General features: G+C 44.4%; 20 protein-coding genes. 12 read left to right on the top strand and 8 right to left on the bottom strand.

Going from position 1 to position 20,821, the window contains the following annotated elements; all coding sequences use genetic code 11:
• Positions 1-37 precede the first annotated feature (37 nt).
• Positions 38-787, bottom strand: coding sequence for a LytTR family DNA-binding domain-containing protein (locus BFP72_RS15550; protein ID WP_099600014.1), 750 nt, complete (start codon positions 785-787; stop codon positions 38-40).
• Between the two features lie 139 nt (positions 788-926).
• Between BFP72_RS15550 and BFP72_RS15545 the strand changes: the two genes are divergently transcribed.
• Entirely contained in the window at positions 927-1,298 is a 372-nt protein-coding gene (locus BFP72_RS15545) for a MotA/TolQ/ExbB proton channel family protein (protein WP_158233436.1), read from the top strand.
• 67 nt (positions 1,299-1,365) lie between these two features.
• Here BFP72_RS15545 and panD read toward each other — a convergent pair whose 3' ends face one another.
• Positions 1,366-1,728 (bottom strand): aspartate 1-decarboxylase, encoded by a 363-nt coding sequence (gene panD, locus BFP72_RS15540; RefSeq protein ID WP_289847948.1) that lies wholly within the window; start codon positions 1,726-1,728, stop codon positions 1,366-1,368.
• A 157-nt stretch (positions 1,729-1,885) separates the two neighbouring features.
• Between panD and BFP72_RS15535 the strand changes: the two genes are divergently transcribed.
• Together BFP72_RS15535 and BFP72_RS15530 are read left to right on the top strand one after the other, a co-directional pair.
• The gene (locus tag BFP72_RS15535; RefSeq protein ID WP_073121007.1) at positions 1,886-2,581 is read left to right on the top strand and encodes an arylesterase; all 696 of its coding nucleotides are present in this window, start codon (positions 1,886-1,888) and stop codon (positions 2,579-2,581) included.
• Positions 2,582-2,591: 10 nt separating this feature from the next.
• Positions 2,592-4,013, top strand: a complete 1,422-nt coding sequence (locus tag BFP72_RS15530) for an alanine/glycine:cation symporter family protein (RefSeq protein ID WP_369824133.1) — start codon at positions 2,592-2,594, stop codon at positions 4,011-4,013.
• A gap of 447 nt (positions 4,014-4,460) precedes the next feature.
• Here BFP72_RS15530 and BFP72_RS15520 read toward each other — a convergent pair whose 3' ends face one another.
• Together BFP72_RS15520 and BFP72_RS15515 are read right to left on the bottom strand one after the other, a co-directional pair.
• Positions 4,461-5,435 carry a YpdA family putative bacillithiol disulfide reductase gene (locus BFP72_RS15520; RefSeq protein WP_099600012.1) on the bottom strand — a complete coding sequence of 325 codons (975 nt, stop codon included), beginning with the start codon at positions 5,433-5,435 and terminating at the stop codon, positions 4,461-4,463.
• A gap of 3 nt (positions 5,436-5,438) precedes the next feature.
• Positions 5,439-6,014, bottom strand: coding sequence for a 5-formyltetrahydrofolate cyclo-ligase (locus BFP72_RS15515; RefSeq protein WP_158233435.1), 576 nt, complete (start codon positions 6,012-6,014; stop codon positions 5,439-5,441).
• 118 nt (positions 6,015-6,132) lie between these two features.
• On the opposite strand from BFP72_RS15515, the gene BFP72_RS15510 reads away from it, so the two are divergent.
• The 3 genes from BFP72_RS15510 (at position 6,133) to BFP72_RS15500 (ending at position 7,693) form a co-directional block, all read left to right on the top strand.
• Complete coding sequence (locus BFP72_RS15510) at positions 6,133-6,678, top strand: RNA polymerase sigma factor (protein WP_158233434.1); 546 nt, start codon at positions 6,133-6,135, stop codon at positions 6,676-6,678.
• Entirely contained in the window at positions 6,675-6,938 is a 264-nt protein-coding gene (locus BFP72_RS15505; RefSeq protein ID WP_099600009.1) for a hypothetical protein, read from the top strand. Before BFP72_RS15510 ends, BFP72_RS15505 begins: the two co-directional genes overlap by 4 nt.
• Positions 6,939-7,015: 77 nt before the next feature.
• Entirely contained in the window at positions 7,016-7,693 is a 678-nt protein-coding gene (locus BFP72_RS15500) for an energy transducer TonB (RefSeq protein ID WP_099600008.1), read from the top strand.
• 60 nt (positions 7,694-7,753) lie between these two features.
• Here the strand turns inward: BFP72_RS15500 and BFP72_RS15495 are convergent, their stop codons facing one another.
• Positions 7,754-8,941 (bottom strand): sodium:calcium antiporter, encoded by a 1,188-nt coding sequence (locus BFP72_RS15495; protein ID WP_099600007.1) that lies wholly within the window; start codon positions 8,939-8,941, stop codon positions 7,754-7,756.
• A 321-nt stretch (positions 8,942-9,262) separates the two neighbouring features.
• Between BFP72_RS15495 and BFP72_RS15490 the strand changes: the two genes are divergently transcribed.
• From BFP72_RS15490 to BFP72_RS15465, 6 genes are all read left to right on the top strand, one after another.
• Positions 9,263-9,676, top strand: a complete 414-nt coding sequence (locus tag BFP72_RS15490) for a hypothetical protein (RefSeq protein ID WP_099600006.1) — start codon at positions 9,263-9,265, stop codon at positions 9,674-9,676.
• 60 nt (positions 9,677-9,736) lie between these two features.
• Positions 9,737-10,132 (top strand): hypothetical protein, encoded by a 396-nt coding sequence (locus BFP72_RS15485; protein WP_099600005.1) that lies wholly within the window; start codon positions 9,737-9,739, stop codon positions 10,130-10,132.
• Between the two features lie 129 nt (positions 10,133-10,261).
• The gene (locus BFP72_RS15480) at positions 10,262-12,685 is read left to right on the top strand and encodes an RND family transporter (RefSeq protein ID WP_099600004.1); all 2,424 of its coding nucleotides are present in this window, start codon (positions 10,262-10,264) and stop codon (positions 12,683-12,685) included.
• A gap of 21 nt (positions 12,686-12,706) precedes the next feature.
• Positions 12,707-16,078: an isoleucine--tRNA ligase gene (gene ileS / locus BFP72_RS15475; RefSeq protein ID WP_099600003.1), complete on the top strand. Its 3,372-nt coding sequence runs from the start codon at positions 12,707-12,709 to the stop codon at positions 16,076-16,078.
• A 23-nt stretch (positions 16,079-16,101) separates the two neighbouring features.
• The gene (locus BFP72_RS15470; RefSeq protein ID WP_099600002.1) at positions 16,102-16,719 is read left to right on the top strand and encodes a lipoprotein signal peptidase; all 618 of its coding nucleotides are present in this window, start codon (positions 16,102-16,104) and stop codon (positions 16,717-16,719) included.
• A 185-nt stretch (positions 16,720-16,904) separates the two neighbouring features.
• Positions 16,905-18,482 carry a lipopolysaccharide assembly protein LapB gene (locus tag BFP72_RS15465; protein ID WP_143520096.1) on the top strand — a complete coding sequence of 526 codons (1,578 nt, stop codon included), beginning with the start codon at positions 16,905-16,907 and terminating at the stop codon, positions 18,480-18,482.
• A gap of 13 nt (positions 18,483-18,495) precedes the next feature.
• Here BFP72_RS15465 and BFP72_RS15460 read toward each other — a convergent pair whose 3' ends face one another.
• The 3 genes from BFP72_RS15460 to accD all read right to left on the bottom strand — a co-directional run bounded on the left by BFP72_RS15460 (position 18,496) and on the right by accD (position 20,811).
• A complete protein-coding gene (locus BFP72_RS15460) occupies positions 18,496-19,263 on the bottom strand; it encodes a toxin-antitoxin system YwqK family antitoxin (RefSeq protein WP_099600000.1) in 768 nt (255 codons plus the stop codon).
• Between the two features lie 84 nt (positions 19,264-19,347).
• Positions 19,348-19,908 (bottom strand): hypothetical protein, encoded by a 561-nt coding sequence (locus tag BFP72_RS15455; RefSeq protein ID WP_099599999.1) that lies wholly within the window; start codon positions 19,906-19,908, stop codon positions 19,348-19,350.
• A 60-nt stretch (positions 19,909-19,968) separates the two neighbouring features.
• A complete protein-coding gene (gene accD / locus BFP72_RS15450) occupies positions 19,969-20,811 on the bottom strand; it encodes an acetyl-CoA carboxylase, carboxyltransferase subunit beta (protein WP_099599998.1) in 843 nt (280 codons plus the stop codon).
• Between the last annotated feature and the right edge of the window lie 10 nt (positions 20,812-20,821).

Here is a 20,821-nt window from a genome sequence, read left to right as displayed (position 1 = left end):
CTATAAGTCACAATTTACGGGATATGAACCAAAGGGTTTAAGCTTCGAGGCTCCTAATTGCCTTTTGTTTGTAGGTTCTGCTGATGGGAAGGGTGAGTTCACCGATTTGAACTTGATCTTTGGCGAATGCCGTGACATGATGACGATTGACAAGGAAGGAACGGTGGATACGGATGAACTGGCTGGGTAGGCGATACTCGAGTACGCTGATTTTTTCTTTGGTGGTGATTTTTTCACCCGAGAGGTGAATCGTGACATAGTCGCTGAGGCTTTCGATGTAGTGGATGTCATCGAGGTTGACAGGGCGATTTTTGCGATTTTCTTTTATGGTAATGGTGGTGGTACTTGCTTTTTTGACTTCCTCTTCGAACCGAGAAATGGATTGTTGGTTTTGAAAATAGAACCGAACCAAACGAACGAAGGAAAAACCAAAAACGACAAAGTATAGCGCTAGGGTCAATATGGACACGTCTGTGGTGATGGGGTTCATGTTGGTGAAGTCATACTCGGCGAGTACAATGAAGGCGGTGGTGATGACGAGCATCTCAAGGTTGAGTGAGATGATTAGTAGATAAAAGCTGTAAAGTACAAACTTGCCATAGCGCTGCATGAACAAGTACTTAGGTACTAAATAATAGTTGAAATAGTAAGCAGTACCGACTGTCATCGGGAGTAGCAAGCAGACGAAGTAAAACGACTCTGAAAAGCTGTGATAGGATTTGCCAAAGATCAAGGTGAGCAGCAGGACGATGACGACCCAAAAGAAAACATGTCGAGTGATTTTCATGTCGCTAAAATGTTGAATTAATACCGAATATCGAACTTTTGTCGACGAGTAGCAGGTTTAGGACTGGATTCTGCATTGACATCAGGCTGTGGCTGACTCTACCTTTGATTTTATATTTTTCACTTAAATTTAAATGATCATGGTAGAATTATTTTACATGGGCGGAAGCCTTTTTATGGGCGTGTTGACATTGTTGCTGATGGGGATAGTGGCGATAACAATAGCTCAATTTATTGCTCTTTTCAACGGGAAAGCGGTGGATGTCAGTTGGGTCAAGTCTATAGGGTTGTTTGCTTTGGTGTTTGGCGTGCTGGGGCAGTTCATTGGTCTGTATTCGGCTTTTCAGTCCATAGAGCAAGTGGGGCAAGTATCTCAGGCCTTGTTGGCCGGGGGATTGAAGGTGTCTTCGATCACCAGTATGTATGGGATCGTAATATGCTTGATTTCTTACCTGCTGTGGTTTGGTCTCAAGATGGCTAGTGCCAAAATGATAGCGAGACAGGCTGTTTGATGAGGGATAAAAAAAGGATGCTGGAGAGTCATTTCCAGCATCCTTTTTCTACGATAGGTTCAATGGCTTAGAGAAAGCGGTTGAGCTCTACGGATTCTTCGAGGTATTCTACGAAGTTGTTGTCTTTGTCCAGTAGAATCACACTTGGAGTGATGTCTTCATTGGTAAGTTCGTACCCGATGATGATGATCTCTTCGCCTTCACCGATGAGGTGAGAGGCAGCACCATTCATACAGATTTCTTTGGATCCACGGTCTCCTTCGATCACGTAGGTTTCTAATCTAGCACCCGAAGTGTTGCTCACGATTTGGACTTTTTCGCCCTTTTTGAGCCCTACCATATCGAGGAAATCCTTGTCTATAGTAATACTCCCCACATAATTCAGATTCGCTTCGGTGACTACCGCTTTGTGAATCTTTGATCTCATCATCCATCTCATAATCAAGTCGTTCTTGTATGGTTCAGCACTTACGTTGTGCCCTAATGCAATGTTGTTTACGAAACGCAAAATTAATTATTAATTTATTTCAAACCATTTAGGATTAGAAAGTTAATTTTGGTTTCTTATCGAAATACACCCGAAAATCATGTGCATTAGAAACTTACGGATACCCACGACGGTTTTTCTGACGATCTTTTTTTTGTCGATCCTGACCAGTTGTAGTTCAGATCAAAAGCAAAAAACAGCATCTACTTCAGAAATTGAAGAGACCAAGCAAGTCGCAGATGAAGAGAAGAAGACCATACTCTTTTTTGGCAACAGCATCACCGCAGGATACAAATTGGACCTGACCGAAGCGTTTCCAGCTTTGATTCAGGAGCGATTGGACTCAATGGAATTGCCCTATCAAACGATCAATGCAGGTTTGAGTGGAGAGACTACTGCCAGCGGGGATGCTCGGGTGGAGTGGGTGCTGAAGAATCCGATCGATATTTTCGTCCTAGAGCTTGGCGCAAACGATGGACTGAGAGGCGTGAGTACAGAGGAGACTCGAAAAAACTTACGGTCGATCATTGACAAGGTCAAAGCCAAATACCCAACCTGTCAAGTGGTACTGGCAGGCATGATGATCCCACCGAACATGGGAGCGGACTATGCGGAAGATTTTCAGCGCATTTATCCAGAGCTCGCTGCGGAGTACGAGTTGCCGTTGATTCCATTTATCCTGCAAGGTGTAGCAGGTATACCCGAGCTGAACTTGGAAGATGGAATACATCCTACAGCTGAGGGGCATGCAATCTTAGCCGAGAATGTATGGGCTGTGCTACAGCCTTTGCTGTAAATCATTTACAATGAACACGGTTTGGGGTCAAGAGGACTCTGGACTTTACTATTTTCACTCCTTTATGGATTTTTTATACACGTTAGAAGATTTTTTTAAGCAAGCAGAATCATTTGTATGGGGCAAGCCTTTGCTCTTTTTGTTGATCGGAGGAGGGCTCTTCTTTATGCTCTACTCTAGGTTTTTGCCTTTTCGTTACCTCGGGCATTCGATCAATATCCTTCGAGGCAAGTACGATAGCCCAGAAGAGAAGGGTGAGATTTCTCACTTTCAGGCCTTGTCTGGCCATCTGGCTGCTACCGTAGGTATGGGCAATGTCAGCGGCGTAGCGCTGGCGATCGTGGCAGGCGGGCCAGGAGCAATATTTTGGATGTGGGTCAGTGCTTTTGTAGGTATGGCGACCAAGTTTTTTACCTGTACGCTGGCGGTGATGTACCGTGGCTATGATAGTGAGGGACAGATACAGGGTGGCCCGATGTATGTGATTCGAGAGGGGATGCCCAAATATTTCAAACCGCTGGCCGTGTTTTTTGCGGTAGCGGGGTTCTTTGGTGCTACACCTATTTTTCAAGCCAATCAGATTGTGCAGGTCACACGTGAGGTGCTCATTCGTCCACTCGGTTGGGTAGAGGGGAATGAGTTCTTGGTGGATCTTTCGCTAGGGATGGTTATCGTGTTTTTTGCGGTACTTGTGATTTTTGGTGGGATCAAACGGATCGGTGAAGTAGCGTCACGCTTGGTGCCGCTCATGGTCGTAGTGTACATCCTGAGCGTACTTGTGATTATGGTTGTGAACTGGAGTGGCGTGGTTGATAGTTTCTTTTTGATATTCGAAGATGCGTTTCATGCGGACGCAGTGCTGGGTGGTGCTGTAGGTGCGATCGTGGTAGAGGGAGCCAAACGAGCGGCGTTTTCCAATGAGGCAGGTATTGGTACCGCACCGATGATGCACGGAGCAGCCAAGACCGACGAACCCGTGCGGGAAGGGCTTGCGGCCATGCTGGGGCCATTCATTGATACGCTGGTGATCTGTACGATGACGGCTTTGTGTATCCTGTCGACTGGGGTCTGGACGGAGACTGGCCTGGATGGGATTTCTTTGACAGCCAAGGCTTTTGATGTGTCGATTCCTTACCTGGGGCATTATATACTCCTTGCTTGTGTGCTGGTTTTTGCCTTTACGACGGTGTTTGGCTTTTCGTACTTGGGACAGAAATGTCTTTCTTTTTTGGTGGGCGTCAAGTACGCGAAGTTCTTCAACTACTGGTATGTAGCCATCATTTTGATTGGTTCGGTATGGAGTCTAGACGGAGTGGTGAGCTTGATCTTCGTGATGTATGGTCTGATGGCGATCCCCACGATGGTGTCTGCGATCTACCTTGCACCCAAAGTGATGCAGGCCGCTAAAGTGTACTTCGCGAAAGTGGAGTGATAGATGTTTATGCGTGAGTGTTCGGTTTTGTTGATTATTGTTCCCAAAAGCTAAGCAAGAAAGCTAGGATGGATATTATAAGTGAAAGGTATGCTATCAAATACGTTTTGTTGAACTTTTCTTTTTGTTCAGTTAAATCTGCAATAATGGAAGTCATAAGAGGGAATTGAATGCAATTGATATCAGGGTTTTTTTCTGAGCCGAGGCGTCTTACGAAAAGTTCAGCTTTACTTCCATCACTTTTGATAATGCTGTATTTGTGGTTTAGATGGTTGTAGAGTCGATCAAAGATCATGTAATTGTCGCAACCTAGATCTGCACTTATTTTGTCAATATCAATTGGCACATACAATTTATGTTTGTGGGTTTTGCTTGTTTCGTATGATATATAGTTAACCAGATGAAGGCGGTATATTGAGTTCAGCATATCCAAGTCGGTTGGTATTTTCATTTTATGTTGTTTTCTATTTGCCCAACAATCACTTCCGCGTGGACTCTTGAGTTTTCTATGAACCATTTGTTGGTCTGTAGGCCGCCACAGACGACTCCAGCGAGGTAGAGTCCAGGCACATTGGTTTCCATGGTGTCAGGGTTGTGTTGTGGAGTTTTCATATCATCGTCACCAATCGCTATCCCCATCGCTTCTAAGAAAGGAAAGCTAGGTTGGTAGCCCGTCATCGCCAGTACAAAATCATTTGCTATCGTCACGAGTCCATCTGGAGTCATGATGTCCACCTCGTGCTCACGAATCTCAGCTATCGACGAACTGAAATATGCTTTGATGGAGGATTCTTTGATGCGATTTTCTATGTCAGGTAGAACCCAATATTTGACTCTTGGGTTGATTGCTTCGTGGCGAATAACCATGGTGACTTGCGCGCCTTTTCTAAAAGTCTCTAATGCTACGTCCACGGCACTGTTGGCCGCTCCGATCACGACGATTTTTTGTCCAAAGTAGGGGTGGGGCTCATCGTAGTAATGCTTGACTTTGGGCAGATTTTCCCCTTTGACATTCAGCAAAAAAGGCAAATCATAAAACCCTGTTGAGAGAATCACATGGTGAGCGAGGTAGCTTTCTTTGTCTGTGTCAATGCTGAAAATGTCGTTTTTATTTACGGATTCTACTTTTTCGTAGAGTTTGAGATCGAGCTCCCAAGTGGTGGTGACACGACGGTAATATTCGAGTGCTTCGGCTCTTGTAGGTTTACTGTTGTGGGAGATGAAGGGTACACCACCGATTTCTAGCTTTTCGGAGGTAGAGAAAAACGTCATATTCATCGGGTAATTGTAGAGTGAGTTGACAAGACATCCTTTTTCGATGATTAGGTAGCTGAGGCCTTTTTTCTTCGCTTCGATACCACAAGCTAGCCCGATAGGGCCAGCACCAATGATGATGACGTCATATGATTTCGTTGTGCTCATGAGCTAAAAATGGTAAGTTTTGAGTGGAGTGATACAATAGTCCAAAGGGATATCATACGTATCTACGTACGGAATGATGTCCAAAGGAGGAGACATACTGAGGCCGACCTTGAGGCAGTCGGGACGACACCCTGCCAAGAAGCGATCGTAGTAGCCTTTGCCATAGCCGATACGATGCCCTTGCCTATCAAAAACCACGAGTGGCACGAGTACTAGGTCTATGTCCTGTTCTGATATGACTGTCCCATGGACTGGCTCGGGGATCCCCCATTTGTTGTGCTCGAGTTGATTCGGGTTTTTATAGAGGTAGTGGATGAGTTGATTGGTTTCGAGTTTGGACTGGGAGACCACTGTATCGATGTGTTGACTCAGGAGGTAGTCTACGATCAGCCAGGTATTGATCTCATTTTGCTTCGTGATAGGGAGGAATACGTGGGTGTTTTTCACCTGTATTTGTGTTAGAAATAGTTTGAACTGTTCCAAAATCCTGCCAGCAATATGAGCAGACATCTCTGAGGAAAGCATTTTACGTTTCCTTAGATACACAGTTCTTAGTTTGGCTTTGTCTATGCTACTCATTGTGATCCAAATAAAGCCATTCGTAGGCAATTGACCATACAAAAATATTTTTTCATCAAAAAATGTGACTTTATTACAGGGATAGGATTGTAAAGATAAAAACGAATCAATCGAGACCTTGGAGTATTCAGAAGCAGATATCATCGCTAGAGCCAAAACAGATGTGAAGCACTTCGAGCCACTGTATCATCGATACTACGAGGCAATATTTCGATTCGTGTATCGTAGGACTGACGAAGAGAGTGCAGCGGCGGATGTTACGTCTAGGGTGTTTATGAATGCCATGCAGGCATTGCCCAAGTATGAAGTGCGTGATGTAGGTTTTGGTGCGTGGCTATACAAGATCGCGACCAATGAGACGAATAAGTATTTTAGGGAAACCAAAAAACGGCAGCACTTGAGTCTTGAAGACGAAAAGGTCAATCTCGTCATGAGTTGCGAGCAGATTGAGGACCAGGAAGAGAAGCAAACGGTACTGATGCAGTTGATCGCAGAACTCAATGATGATGAGATTCAGATTTTGGAACTCAAATTTTTTGAGAATAAGAATTTTAAAGAGATCGCCTTTATTTTGGAAAGAACAGAAAGTGGAATCAAAATGAGACTCTATCGGTCACTTGAAAAATTGAAGGAGAAGTTTGATGCATTAAGAAAGGAGTCATGACCAAATATGATATCAGATTGAGGAGGGAGTCGGTGAAAAAAAGCCAAATCGACAAACACAAGGATTTTCAATCTTTGAGTGATCTCGTGCAACGTGAGAAAAAATCTACTTCGTCACGCAGGATGTGGTTGCTGCTGGTAGCGGCAGTATTGATCCTCAGTATGCTCGTGATGGGGCTCGTTCGTGTGAAACTTGACAGGCAGCATCCCAAGCAAGAAAATGTGGATCAGATGCTCTTTGACGAATTCAAAAGTGAATAACTGTAATTAAGGCTCATCCCGGGAGCAGTCTTAATTCTGTGATTGAATAAATATTTTAACCATTAAAAGTTACAATTATGGAATTGAGGAAAAATCCAGAAATCGATCTGGAACGCAAAAGAGGTATGTTTTTTAGCATTGGACTGGTGACGAGTTTGTCATTGGTATTGATGGCATTCAATTGGAGGACTGAGGTGGTCGTCACCGATCTACCTGTGCCAGATACCGAACTAGAGTATGTCCATATGATGGAGCCGGTCGCTACGGTAATCAAAGCTCCCGAACGCCCCAAAGCACCTGTAGTCCGCAAGTCTGTCCAAGCACCTGTATACGTCGAGACACAAGTAGAAATAGAAGAACTGGTGGAGGTGGATGATTTGACTGTAGACATAGATGATATAGTCATCATAGACGAGGAACCCATCGATGAAGAACCTGATGTATATGTGGGAGTCGTCGAGGAGATGCCAGAGCCAGTCGGAGGGATGGCGAATTTCTACAATTACATTGGCAAAGAGATGAAGTACCCACGACTAGCTCGTAGCAGAGACATTGAAGGGAGAGTGTTTGTACAGTTCGTGGTGGATCGTGATGGGTCGATTACCGACATTCATGTGATCAAAGGCATCGGAGGAGGGTGTGACGAAGAAGCTGCTCGCGTGTTGGCATCTGCGCCTCGTTGGAGTCCAGGCAGACAAAGAGGACAAGCCGTCAAAGTCAGAATGGTCGTTCCGATTGTATTTAGGCTCAATTGATACGATTTTAAAAGCCAAGACGTGTATCGTCTTGGCTTTTAAATTATGTAGACTTTAGTCTTAGTGGATTCTAAAAAGGTGTACAGTATCTACCAGATACTTCGCAATCATGTTGGCAAATTCATTGTCAGCGCCTCTGCCCACGATATACAAGACAAACAGTACATAGATACCTAGCAATAGAAATGCTTTGGTCTTCCCTATGTATTTGGTCGAAGTGAATATGATCACGGCGATAGTTGTGAGGATCAAAAGAAGCAGTCGAAGTTCACTACTCAAGTCAACAATTTCAGGAGGCATATGGATGGGCCCATAGATGACAGTAAAGAGGAACAGCGGAAAGCCTAGTGCAAAACAAACATCAAAAATGTTGCTCCCTAATGCATTGGAGATTGCATCATCATACTGTCCTCGCTGGGCATCCTTGATCGAGATGATGGTGTCCGGAAAGCTCGACGCAGCAGAAGCCAAGATCAATGCCACAAACATAAGTTCTATGTCGAGTCCTTTGAAAGTTCCCAAGTACGGTACTTCATAGGTTTTTGCTCCCATCCATTCACAAGCGACAACTAGAAAATAACAGACCAAAGCAATGGCTAGAGTTGAAAAAAGTAAGAGAGGCCAAGCATTGGACCCAGAGATTTTTCTTCGGATGAAGGTGTTTTCTAGGTCAAAAGTGAAAATACTTTTAAACAAGGAAGGTTTCGGTTCGTCGTCTTCTTCCTCATCTTCTTCGTTTTCTTCTTTGGGCGACTCGTCTAGCGCATTTTTGCCCATTGACATGAACATGTACGCGATATACACGACATATGCCCCCATCAAGATTGCACCATGGTACCAGTGGAGTTCTGAGCCACTGATCAAGATCAAAAAGAGTAATTCGATGAGTATCAAGGAGACCCCGTCTCGCAGCATGACTTTTTTGGAAACTTCGATGCGTTTGGCAAGTCCCATTCCGATCACGGCGATTACAGATACGGCAGGGATGACCATACTGTTGAATATGGCACTACCAGCTGTCGTACCGATACCTCCCGAAAAACCAGCAGCATCCTGGAGGACAAACAAGAAGAAGAGAGAAGTGAAAACTTCGGGCATGGAGCTGGCAATTGCATTGATAGATGCCCCTCTTACCCCTTCGGATAAATTTCTGCCAATGTACTCTGAAGCTGCCATGAATCCATCTCCAGCTCGCCAAATTACTACACAACTGAAAGCAATAAGTAGTAGTGGTATTAATATGCCCATTCTGTTCGGTTTAGGTCGGTAAAATTGTTCTCTGCAACCATCTTTTGGCGCACGATGTTTTACACAATAGCTGATTAGAATTCTAAATTAAACTATTTTTTTTATTTGGTGAGCGGAGGATTGAAAATAAGGAGAGCCTGTGCTTTGAGGAGGGTATAGCGCCAACTCAACAAATCTTCATTGGAAGAGAAATAGCCCTGTATGATATTTCAATTTGTGGATAAAACTCACATTGAAAAAACTTCGGGCAAGAAAGATTTGTATTCGGCTCTAATGTTCTAAATTTTTGTATCTTTATTTTTAAAGTATAAAAACAAACCTATGGATTTTAGAGCTCAGATGAGTGTGTTGGTGCAGTTGGCCTTGATTGACAACCAACTATCTAGTTTAGAAAAAAGATACGTGTATGCGCTGGGCAAAGCAAATAGCATCCCTGAACGCGAGCTAGACGAACTATTTGAAGGCCATTTGGGGAGTAAAAAAGTGAGTCTTCCAGAAATTGGGACGTTATCAGAAGACGATAAGTTTGAATACCTATACAATATTGTTCAGTTGATGAAAGTAGATAAGAAGGTGTACCTCAGTGAGATACGTTTTTGTCAAAAGCTTGCAGCAAAACTGGGATACAAAAGCTCTGTGGTGTCAGAGTTGAGTAGTGGGATATTCAGCGATCCAGATGTGACAGGAGATAGAGACCACCTCAAGTCACTCATTCAAAAGCATAAAGTGTCCTAACTAAGAATTGAATAAATCAGTAGCCTCATATGGGGGCGGCCTACAGAAAATACAAAGACTATGAATATTAAATCACAACTCAGCATGCTGATCGGGTTGGCAAACATCGATAACGACTTTGCCGATGACGAGAAAGATATGATATATATGGTGGGCAAAGCCAATGGTATCGGGGAAGAAGAGATCGATGGGCTCCTCAAAAATCCAGTTCCCTTGCCAGAGCTAGGTACCATGTCGGATGACGAAAAGTTTGAATACTTGTTTAACGTCGTTCAGTTGATGAAGATAGACAAAGAAGTGTTCTTGAGTGAAGTCAAATACTGTGAAGAAGTGGCGGTAAAACTGGGATTCAAAAAAGCAGTGATTGCAGAACTCTCTGCCAAAATATATTCTAATCCAGCCATTACTTCTAACAAAGATTCGTTGAAGAAGGCTGTATTGAAATACCAAAATTAAGGTGTCGAGCAATACTTTGATATACAAAATATTAGGGGCTTGGCCCCTTTTTTTTTAGGCTTGGTCTAGCCAAAAAATGGACTTTAATAGTATCTAAAAATCCTTACCTTTGCACTTCATTTTTCGGGCATGTGGAATCAAATCTCTCATATAATCATTAAGTTTCGTTTGTACTTGATCATGTTGCTGTTGGCCATCACAGGCTTTATGGCATATCAGGGGCAGTATGTCAAATGGTCGTTTGTCCTTGCCAATGTGGTGCCGGACCATGATCCCGACATGATCGATTTCAAGGAATTCAAACGGGTGTTCGGAGAAGATGGAAACATCTTGGCCCTAGGGATTTTGGACAGTGCGGTCTACAAGACGGACAACTTCCGCAAACTGGGGTATATGTCAGACGAACTCATGAATATCAATGGGGTCAATGACGTGCTCAGCCTACCCTCTCTCAAAAAGTTGGTCAAGGATCAAGAGGAAAAGCGGTTTAGACTGGAGCCTGTGTTTGACCAAATTCCAGACAAGCAAAAGGATTTGGATAGTTTGATCCAATATGCACAAGGCATCAAATTTTACAGTGGACAACTGATCAATCCGAAGAATGGCGCCAATATGGTACTGGTGACCATTCAAAAAGAATTGATGGATACGGATGAACGCAACCGTGTCATTGCTGATATTCTATTTTTGACGAAGGCATTTGAAGAGGATACCGGGATTCAGTTTCGGTATGCTGGATTGCCTTATGTCCGTTACATCAATACATCTCTACTCAAGGACGAGTTGAGAATGTTTTTGGTACTGTCGGTGATTGTGACTGGCTTCATTTTGTTTCTATTCTTCCGGTCGTTTAAAGTACTATTGGTCGCCCTGTCAATCATTGGCATGGTTGTGCTTTGGGTGGTGGGTACGTTGGTGTTGCTTGATTACGAGATTACTCTACTGACGGGGCTCTTGCCGCCAATCATCGTGGTGATTGGAATACCCAATACCGTCTATATGATCAACAAATACCATCAAGAGTATTTCGCTCACGGAGATCAAATGAAGGCCATCACTACGATCATTCGAAAAATCGGTATCGTGACTTTCATTACCAACGTTACCACTGCAGTTGGTTTTTTGGTTTTGGCCTTGACAGACATCGTCATTCTCAAAGAATTTGGGATCGTAGCAGGGATCAACATCTTGGCGACATTTGTGGTGAGTATGATCATGGTGCCCTGTGTGTTTTCTTACCTCAAGCCTCCGAGCCAGAGGCACCTGAAGCACCTTGAGTTCAAGCCTTTGGATAAAGTATTGAATGCATTGGATTTGCTAGTGCACAGATACAAGCATGTTGTGTTCATGGTGACTGGGGTAGTTGTTATAGTATGTTTTTATGGGATTAGTAAAATTCAAGCAGTCTCATATATGGTAGATGATCTGCCCGAGGATAGTCAAATCAAAAAGGACTTGGATTTCTTCGAAGAGAATTTTGCTGGAGTGATGCCTTTGGAAATTGTCATAGATACTCAAAAGAAAAATGGTGTGCAGAACCTCAATAACTTGAGGAAGATTGATGAGTTTGAGGTATTCTTAGATTCGATCAAGTATGTGTCTAAGCCCATGTCAGTGGTGAGCTTTATCAAGGCTACACGACAGGCTTTTTACAACGACAAAGCGAGTTATTATGCTCTGCCAAATAATCGGGACAAAAACTTTATTCTACGTTATTTGAGTAAGGAGACCGATGAGATGGGATTGGCTTCAGCTTTCGTGGATTCTACAGGTCAGCGTATTCGGGTGTCTCTCAAAATGGCAGATATAGGGTCCGTCAAAATGGACTCACTGGTCAATGAGGTCATCGAACCCAAGATTGATGAGATCTTTGGAAAGACAGGATTTGATGTTGCCATTACTGGTACGACGTTGTTGTTTATCAAGGGAAATAAGTTTTTGATTGACAATTTGGTGACGAGCATGCTGATTGCTTTTGTAATCATCGCTTTCATCATGGCTTTGTTGTTCAAGAATTTCAAAATGATAGTCATTTGCCTTATCCCAAATGTGGTTCCTCTCCTGATTACTGGTGGAATGATGGGGTTAGTCGGTATTCCGCTCAAGCCAAGTACAGCCTTGATCTTTAGCATTGCCTTCGGGATTTCTGTGGATGATTCAATTCACTTTTTGGCCAAGTACAGACAAGAATTGTTTGCCAATAATTTCTTTGTGCCAGTAGCGGTGAGTAAAAGTATCAGGGAGACTGGGGCGAGTATGATTTATACCTCGGTGATCTTGTTTTTTGGTTTTGTGATTTTTGCGGCCTCTGAATTTGGCGGGACGGTTGCTTTGGGTACCTTGACTTCTACGACATTGCTGATGGCCATGCTGACCAATTTGACTTTGCTCCCAGCCTTGTTGTTGAGATTTGATAGTGGCAAAAGAAACACGAAGAGCCATCCTTTGATTGAGCAGTATCCTGAGTTTTATGATGAGGACGAGGACGAGGAGATAGATTTGGGGTTGATAGAGGTGGAAACCCCACCCACCGATAAGGAAGAAAGTAAATAATCAAAGAAGATTTTTGAGACTGTGAAATACAGAGAGTATAAAAACATCAACTACGCGGAGGTTGCAGACGAAGTGTTGGAGTTCTGGAAGAAGAATGACATCTTCAAAAAATCTGTGGATGAAAAGGAAGGTGCAGAGTCGTTTGTGTTCTATGAAGGACCTCCATCAGCGAATGGGACGCCAGGAATCCATCACGTGATGGCCCGTGCGGTCAAGGATATTTTTTGCAGATACAAAACACTCAAGGGCTATCAAGTCAATCGAAAAGGTGGGTGGGACACACACGGGCTACCTGTAGAGCTTCAGGTGGAGAAAGAACTTGGGATTACTAAAGAGGACATCGGGGCCAAAATATCTGTCGAGGAATACAATCAAAAGTGCCGTGAGGCGGTCATGAAGTTCAAGAATGAGTGGGATGACCTTACAGAAAAGATGGGGTATTGGGTGGATCTTGATGATCCCTATATCACCTTCGACAAGAACTACATGGAGACGCTGTGGCATCTGCTCAAGAAGTTCTACGACAAAGGCTTGCTTTACAAAGGCTATACCATACAACCGTACTCTCCTGCGGCGGGGACGGGGTTGAGTTCTCATGAGCTCAATCAGCCAGGGACCTACCGTGATGTAAAGGACACGTCCATCGTGGCGCAGTTTAAAGCCAAGAAAACCGCCGCGACGGCTAAGTTGTTTGATGGAGACGAGGAGGTTTACTTTCTTGCATGGACAACCACTCCTTGGACCTTGCCTTCGAATGCTGCACTTGCTGTAGGAAGGAAAATCAGTTACGTCAAAGTGAAGACCTTCAACCCATACACTTTCATGCCAATCTCGGTGATCGTGGCGAAAGACCTGATGGGCAAGTATTTTTCAGACAAAGCGAAAGAGATCGCGTTGGCAGAGTACAGCGCAGGAGACAAATTGATTCCGTGGGAAGTGACAGGTGAGTTTACCGGAGAAGATTTGATCGGGCTGCCGTATGAGCAGCTGATGCCCTATGTGACCAATGCCGAACTGGAAGCAAAGGCTTTTCGGGTCATATCGGGAGATTTCGTGTCGACAGAGGACGGTACAGGCATAGTCCACATCGCGCCGACATTTGGTGCAGACGATTTTTTGGCGGCCAAAGTAGCCGATGTGCCAGGCGTATTGGTCAAAGACGATACAGGCAAAGAGGTGCCATTGGTAGACAAGCAAGGGCGTTTTGTTGCGGAAGTTACTGATTATGCAGGAAGATATGTAAAGGCAGAATACTACAGTGACGAAGAGACTGCTGCCAAGGACTTTAAAGCAACGGACGTATTGATAGCTATTCAGCTCAAAGAAGAAAATAAGGCCTTCAATGTAGCCAAGTATGAGCATAGTTATCCGCATTGTTGGCGAACAGACAAGCCTGTTTTGTATTACCCTTTGGACTCTTGGTTTATCAAGACGACGGCATACAAAGACCGTCTCGTGGAACTCAACAAGACCATCAATTGGAAACCTGCTTCGACTGGCACGGGGCGCTTTGGCAATTGGTTGGAGAACTTGGTGGATTGGAATTTGTCTCGCTCGAGATACTGGGGTACTCCACTGCCTATATGGGTGTCAGAGGACAAAAAAGAAGAAATTTGCATCGGCTCGATCGCCGAACTCAAAGTGGAGATAGAGAAATCCATTGCGGCTGGGTTTATGACAGAGCAGATTGGAGATGATTTTGATTTGCACAGGCCCTATGTGGATGATGTATACTTGGTGAGCCCTTCTGGACAGAGGATGTCTCGTGAACCAGATTTGATTGATGTGTGGTTTGATTCGGGAGCTATGCCTTATGCACAGTTTCACTTCATGGGAGATGATCCTAGCGCCGATGCGCTCAAAGAGGGTGGTTTGAAAGAAGTGTATCCTGCTGACTTTATTGCGGAGGGCGTAGATCAGACCAGAGGTTGGTTCTTTACCCTACATGCGATTGCGGTGATGTTGTTTGACAAGGTGTCATTCAAAAACGTAATTGCCAATGGGTTAGTACTGGACAAGAATGGCAACAAGATGTCCAAGCGATTGGGCAATGCCGTGAACCCATTTGAGACACTCAAGAAGTACGGGCCAGATGCGACGCGTTGGTACATGATCTCCAATGCGAACCCATGGGACAATTTGAAATTTGATATCGAAGGAGTCGCTGAGTCACAGCGTAGGTTCTTCGGTACTTTATACAATACTTACTCCTTCTTTTCCCTTTATGCAAATCTCGATGGCTTCACCTTTGGTGAGGATGAGATCCCGCTGGACCAGCGGACGGAGAGTGATCGATGGGTGATCTCTAAGCTCAATACGCTTGTCAAAAAGGTCGACGAGGCGTATGCCGAGTACGAGCCCACCAAAGCTGCTCGATTGATCCAGGATTTTGTGATCGATGACATGAGCAACTGGTATGTACGACTCAACCGCAAGCGATTTTGGAAAGGGGAATACAATGAGGATAAAAAGGCTGCTTATCAGTCGTTGTATACTTGCCTCAAGACAGTAGCGAAGATCGGTGCTCCGATTGCTCCATTCTTTTTGGATAGGTTGTATTCGGACCTCAATGCTGTGTCACAAAATGAAAACCATGAATCGGTACACTTGTCGGACTTTCCTGTCGCTGAGGAAGCAGCGATTGATGTAGAGTTGGAGGCCCGCATGGATATGGCTCAGAAGATTTCTTCTTTGGTCCATTCGTTGAGGAAAAAAGAGCGTTTGAAAGTACGCCAACCTTTGGCCAAGATCATGATCCCTGTGATGAACGAAAACACGGTGTCTCGAGTGAGTGCGGTCAAGGATTTGATTTTGAATGAAGTCAATATCAAGGAGATTGAATTTTTGGATGATACATCGGGTGTATTGGTAAAGTCTATCAAGCCGAACTTTAGAAAGCTAGGGAAAGAGTTTGGTCCGAAAATGAAGGATGTTAGCAACCTGATCAATGCTTTTGATCAGGAGCAAATTGCCGAGATTGAAAAGAACAATGCTTTGACTATAGCGCTCCATGGTGAGGAGATTACCTTGACACTAGAGGATGTAGAGATTGCATCACAGGATATCCCGGGATGGCTGGTGGCAAGTGAGGGTGGTCTCACGGTAGCTCTCGACATCAACTTGACAGACCAACTCAAGCAAGAGGGGGTCGCGCGTGATTTGGTCAATCGTATTCAGAATCTGAGAAAGGATCAAGGACTCGAAGTTCAAGACAAAATAAGTGTAAAACTAAGTAGCAAGGAGGTTTTGGTCAGCGAAGCAGTAGCTGCGTTCAACGCATACATTTGTGAAGAGACACAAGCCAACGAACTCACCTTGGTAGATGACTTGTCAGAGGGACAAGAGTTGGATATAGATGAATTGAAAATCAGCGTGCAAATTGTAGTTTGCTAGTTGTCAATCTTAGAGCATAATCGATGAAATATTATAAATACTTTTTGATCAGTTTGGCGGTCATTATTTTGGATCAGGTGGTCAAGCTCGTGGTACATTTCAACATGGACATGGGAGTGAATGGTCAGATTCAAATTTTTGGTGAGTACTTTAAGCTACACTATCTGACCAACCCTGGGATGGCCTTTGGGATGAAGCTGGGGACGGAGTATGGCAAACTGTTTCTGACGCTATTTCGCTTGTTGGCGATGGTTGGGATCAGTTATTACCTCTATACTTTGATTCAGAGAGGAGTGGCTACTGGGTTATTGGTGTGTATCGCACTGATACTGGGAGGAGCTATTGGCAATGTCATCGATAGTACATTTTATGGAGTGTTTTTGGACAATGCCCCTTATGACGCGCCGACCCCTTGGTTTTATGGGCAAGTGGTGGATATGTTTTATATCGACATTTGGGAAGGTCGGCTTCCGGATTGGTTGCCAATCATGGGAGGAAAGTACATGTCCTTATGGCCAGTCTTCAATGTGGCCGATGCAGCGATCTTTGTCGGAGTGGCTGTTATACTGATTTTTCAGAAGCGTTTTTTTACTCATTCCGAAAAGGAAAGCCCAGACTCTGCCAGTACAGCTACTGAGTAAATCAGAGAGGGGAGACAAAAAGGCCTAGCACCAGGAGCGTACAAGTGGACTGGTGCTAGGCCTTTTTATTGATGTGATAGTGTAGGGTGTGCTTGTTTTTGGTGCTTGGGTATGGATCTAGCGCATGTGTCCTTTGATTGTCGCCAACTTTACATTATGTTTAGCACTTTGTTGAATTTGCTGAGATGAGACCAACTAGATTTTTGTGGGTTGCCTGGCTGATGCTAGGTTGTGGTGCCGCTATTGCGCAGAGCCAGGAGATGGATACGTCTTTGGTTCGAGTGGATGAGGTAGCTTTTGCTACATCTTACGAAGAGGAGCAGTTTGCCAAAGTTTTGAAAGATGAGGGCGCTATTTTTGAGTTACTCATGACTGTCCAAAGTGACATGACGCCTAACAATATCGGGGCAGACCGTACCATGTTGTCTCACGAGATATCAAAGCTCAAGACAGTTCCCAAACTCACAGGGAAGAAGAAAACCAAGTACTACAAGGATATCTACGACCGTGTGCACAATCGGTTTTTGGAGAAGTATGAGTTGGAAAATTATTTTAGCTCAATTTTTACTTTAGGGGAGTACAACTGTGTATCAGCGTGTGCATTGTACGGTTTGGTATTTGAGGAGTTGGAGATTTCGTTTGTGATCAAGGAGACTCCTACGCATGTGTATTTACTGATTGATCCCAATGATGACCCATTCGTCATCGAAACGACGGATCCAGTGGGAGGTATCAGCAAGTTTAGTACGAAGTTTAAGACCCATTTTGTCAATCAACTCAAAGCCAGCAAATTGATCAGTGAAGAAGAAGCCCGGTATCAAGAGGTCGATGCTTTGTTTGATAAGTACTATTTCACGGATCAAAACTTGGGTATGAAAGAATTGGTTGGAGTGCAGTACTGGAATCAAGGTTTGTACTTGCTAGAAGATGAGGATTATCATGAGGCGTATACGGCCTTCCAAAAGAGTTATTTGTTATTCCCCAATGAGAAAGTAAGAGATTTGCTCTTAGGCTCGTTGAGTTACCTTGTCTCTCAAGTGACTTATTCTCGCTACGATGAGTCTGACTACATCATACAGTTGGCTCGCTTTGATAGTGTCAAGGTGAGTAATCAAGACGTGAGCAACGAATTTCTTCGACTCAACCAGAAGCAGCTCATCGATAGAGGAGATGTAGACCTTTATACCAAGAGCTATACCCATCTCATCGAGGGTTTGGAGAGAGCGTCACTCAGAGAGCAGATCACTTATTACTACAACTACGAAATGGCGCGTACACGCTTCAACAAGGGGCAGTCAAAGTTGGCATTGGAGTATTCTTTGGCCGCCTATGCTCTCAAACCTACTAATATAGACGCAGAGGGCTTGGTGCTGTCCTCGCTGGGGCGACTACTTCAGTACGAGACGGACTACAAGTACAGCTACAATTTGATCGATTCGGTGGCGCTCAAGTACAGCACGCTGATGGACAATGCCAACTTCGGAAACATCTATCTCAATATCAACCTGATTCGAATGGAGGAATACTACCGCATGAGTAAAAGGGGAGATGGAGATTACCATAAAGATAAGTTTGAACAGGCGATCTCTCAGTACCCTAACTTTAGGGCAGATCCTAATTTAATAGGACGCGCCTATTCGCAACTGGCGGTCTTTCATTTCCGACAAGGGAGCTACAGTGCGGCCAAATCCGCTCTGCGTACAGGGTTGAACTATGCCCCCAACAACGTAGAACTGACCAATCGTCTACGAGCCATGCGCTAAATAGGACTGACAACTAGCCTCCTATGGCGAGATTGTAGGTAGTGGTGGTCACGTAGGTATTGCCTTTTTTGGTTTTGAACTCGCCTACGATGTGGAGTTTTTCCATGAGGAAGTGTCCAGGGAGTAGAGAGCCTTTGATGCTTGCTACTTTGCCATTTCCAGGGATTCTTTCAAGTAGATCCTCATCTAGATATTTTCCGTCTTTGAGTTTTCCGATGTAAAACACAGAGTTTTTGGGTTGCCCTTCGAATTGAATGTTAATCTCATAGAGCCCATTGATTGCCGTGAAGTCTTCTGTACTCACCTGTATCTTGGGTTGAGGGATAGGGTTGCCTGATTTGTAGTACTCTACCAAGTCCGAGGCGGGCATATCGTCGAGGTAGTTCATTTGGGCGGAGGGATTGCCATTGATGAAGTAGGATTTACGTAGACCATTTTTTCTCCCTTCTTTGTATTGCGTGGTGCGCTTGAGACTCCCGTCTCTATAGTAGAGACGGGATATGCTGTCCTTTTTACCGTTGTGGTAGTAGAGCTCCAGCTGCACACTCCCGTCTTCATAGTAGCTCTTGGATAGGCCATGTTTGATTCCATTTTTGAGCATTACTTCAGAGTAGAGTGAGCCATTGCTTCGGTAGGTTGTCTTGAGGCCATCAGTGACTGTTTCTTGGTTTGCTGAGCTGCTGGATTGTTCTTTGGGGAGCAATGAGAAATTCTGACAAGCCGAAAATAGGAGTGCTAGAACTAGGGTAGGGAGGTAGGAGTTACGCAAGGTTGGAGACATGTTGTGGGATAAATTTAGCTTTCAAAAAATCTAAACTATACAATTATGACTAAGCAGGCAAGTCAAGGGTTGATACGATTTAGATTAGAGTTCGATTTGCAGTATTTCTTCCAAAGGGGCATCTTCTGATAGCTGTAGTGTTTGGAGTATTTGATTGACTTCATGACCTTCGCTGTTGTAGTGGTGTGTGATCATGATACTTACGTATTGTTCTAGGTGACTCAAGAAATATTGGGATTGGACAAGGTCTACATTCGCTCCATGAATGTGGTATTGGATCACAGAGAGTATCTGGCCGTTGATGGTTTCGTAATGATAATCTGTGAGGAGGGAGTAGTTCTCTCTGTCGAGTTGCTTGCTTTTGAATTCGTCCAAGAAACCCTGAAAATTAGGGACTCCCTCTTGGGCAAAACTTGACGAGTCCACTGCGGTGATTATGAGGCTAGGGTTTTCGGTTTTGAGAAAGGTGTTGAGTTTCTTGTGCTTCGAAACACCGAAGATCGCATACTCAGTATTGATCCTGGTCCAGTTGCTTGGATAGGAGATGCTCAGTAGGGGGTGCTCAAAGAGAACAGGCTCTCTAGTCTTGGTTTGGCATGCCCAGCATAGACAGGAGACGAGGAGGGGGTAGAGGAGATGATGCATGATGTGTTATTGGGCTGAAAACAAAACAACCTCAGCGATAGGCTGAGGTTGTTTTGTTTTCTAGTTTTCTAGCATGCGTAGCAGTGTAGAGAGTTTGTTTTTGAGGCTGCGTCGGTCGACGATGAAGTCAAGGAAACCGTGCTCTTTGACGAACTCTGCACTCTGGAAGCCTTTCGGCAGATCCTTGCCGATTGTTTCGCGGATGACTCTCGGTCCAGCAAACCCGATCAATGACCCAGGCTCAGCGATGTTGAAGTCTCCCAACATGGCGTAGGATGCGGTCACACCACCAGTGGTCGGGTCAGTGAGCAAGGAGATGTATGGAATCTTGGCCTCTGCAAGTAGTGCGAGTTTGGCCGAAGTTTTGGCCATCTGCATGAGCGAAAATCCTGCCTCCATCATACGTGCCCCTCCAGATTTGGAGATCATCAAGAACGGTATCTTGTTTTGGAGGGAGTGGTCGATGGCTCGTGCGATTTTTTCTCCGACGACCGATCCCATCGATCCTCCGATGAAACTAAAGTCCATACACGCGATGACAATTGGTTTGCCATTCATGTTGCCTACGGCACTTCGCAGAGCATCTTTGAGTCCTGATTTCTTTTGTGTCGCTTCGATTCTCGTAGGGTAGGGTTTCGAATCGATGAATTTCAACGGGTCAGCCGAAGACATGTCCTCATCGAGTTCTTCGAATTTATTGTGATCAAACAAAATTTCGAAATATTCTTTCGAACCAATGCGCACATGGTAGTCGTCCTCTGGGCTGACATAGGAGTTGTTTCGCAGTTCTCTCATGTGGACGATTTTTCCACTTGGAGTTTTGTACCACAGTCCGTCAGGAGCTTCTTTCTTTGATTCTGTAGGCGTTTGAATGCCTTTATTTGTTCTTTTAAACCAAGCCATAATTAACTTT

The organism is Reichenbachiella sp. 5M10 (genome assembly GCF_002742335.1).
In the GTDB taxonomy this organism is placed as follows: domain Bacteria; phylum Bacteroidota; class Bacteroidia; order Cytophagales; family Cyclobacteriaceae; genus Reichenbachiella.
Note: the sequence above shows the minus strand (reverse complement) of the source record. Positions and strands in the feature narration are given on the sequence as shown.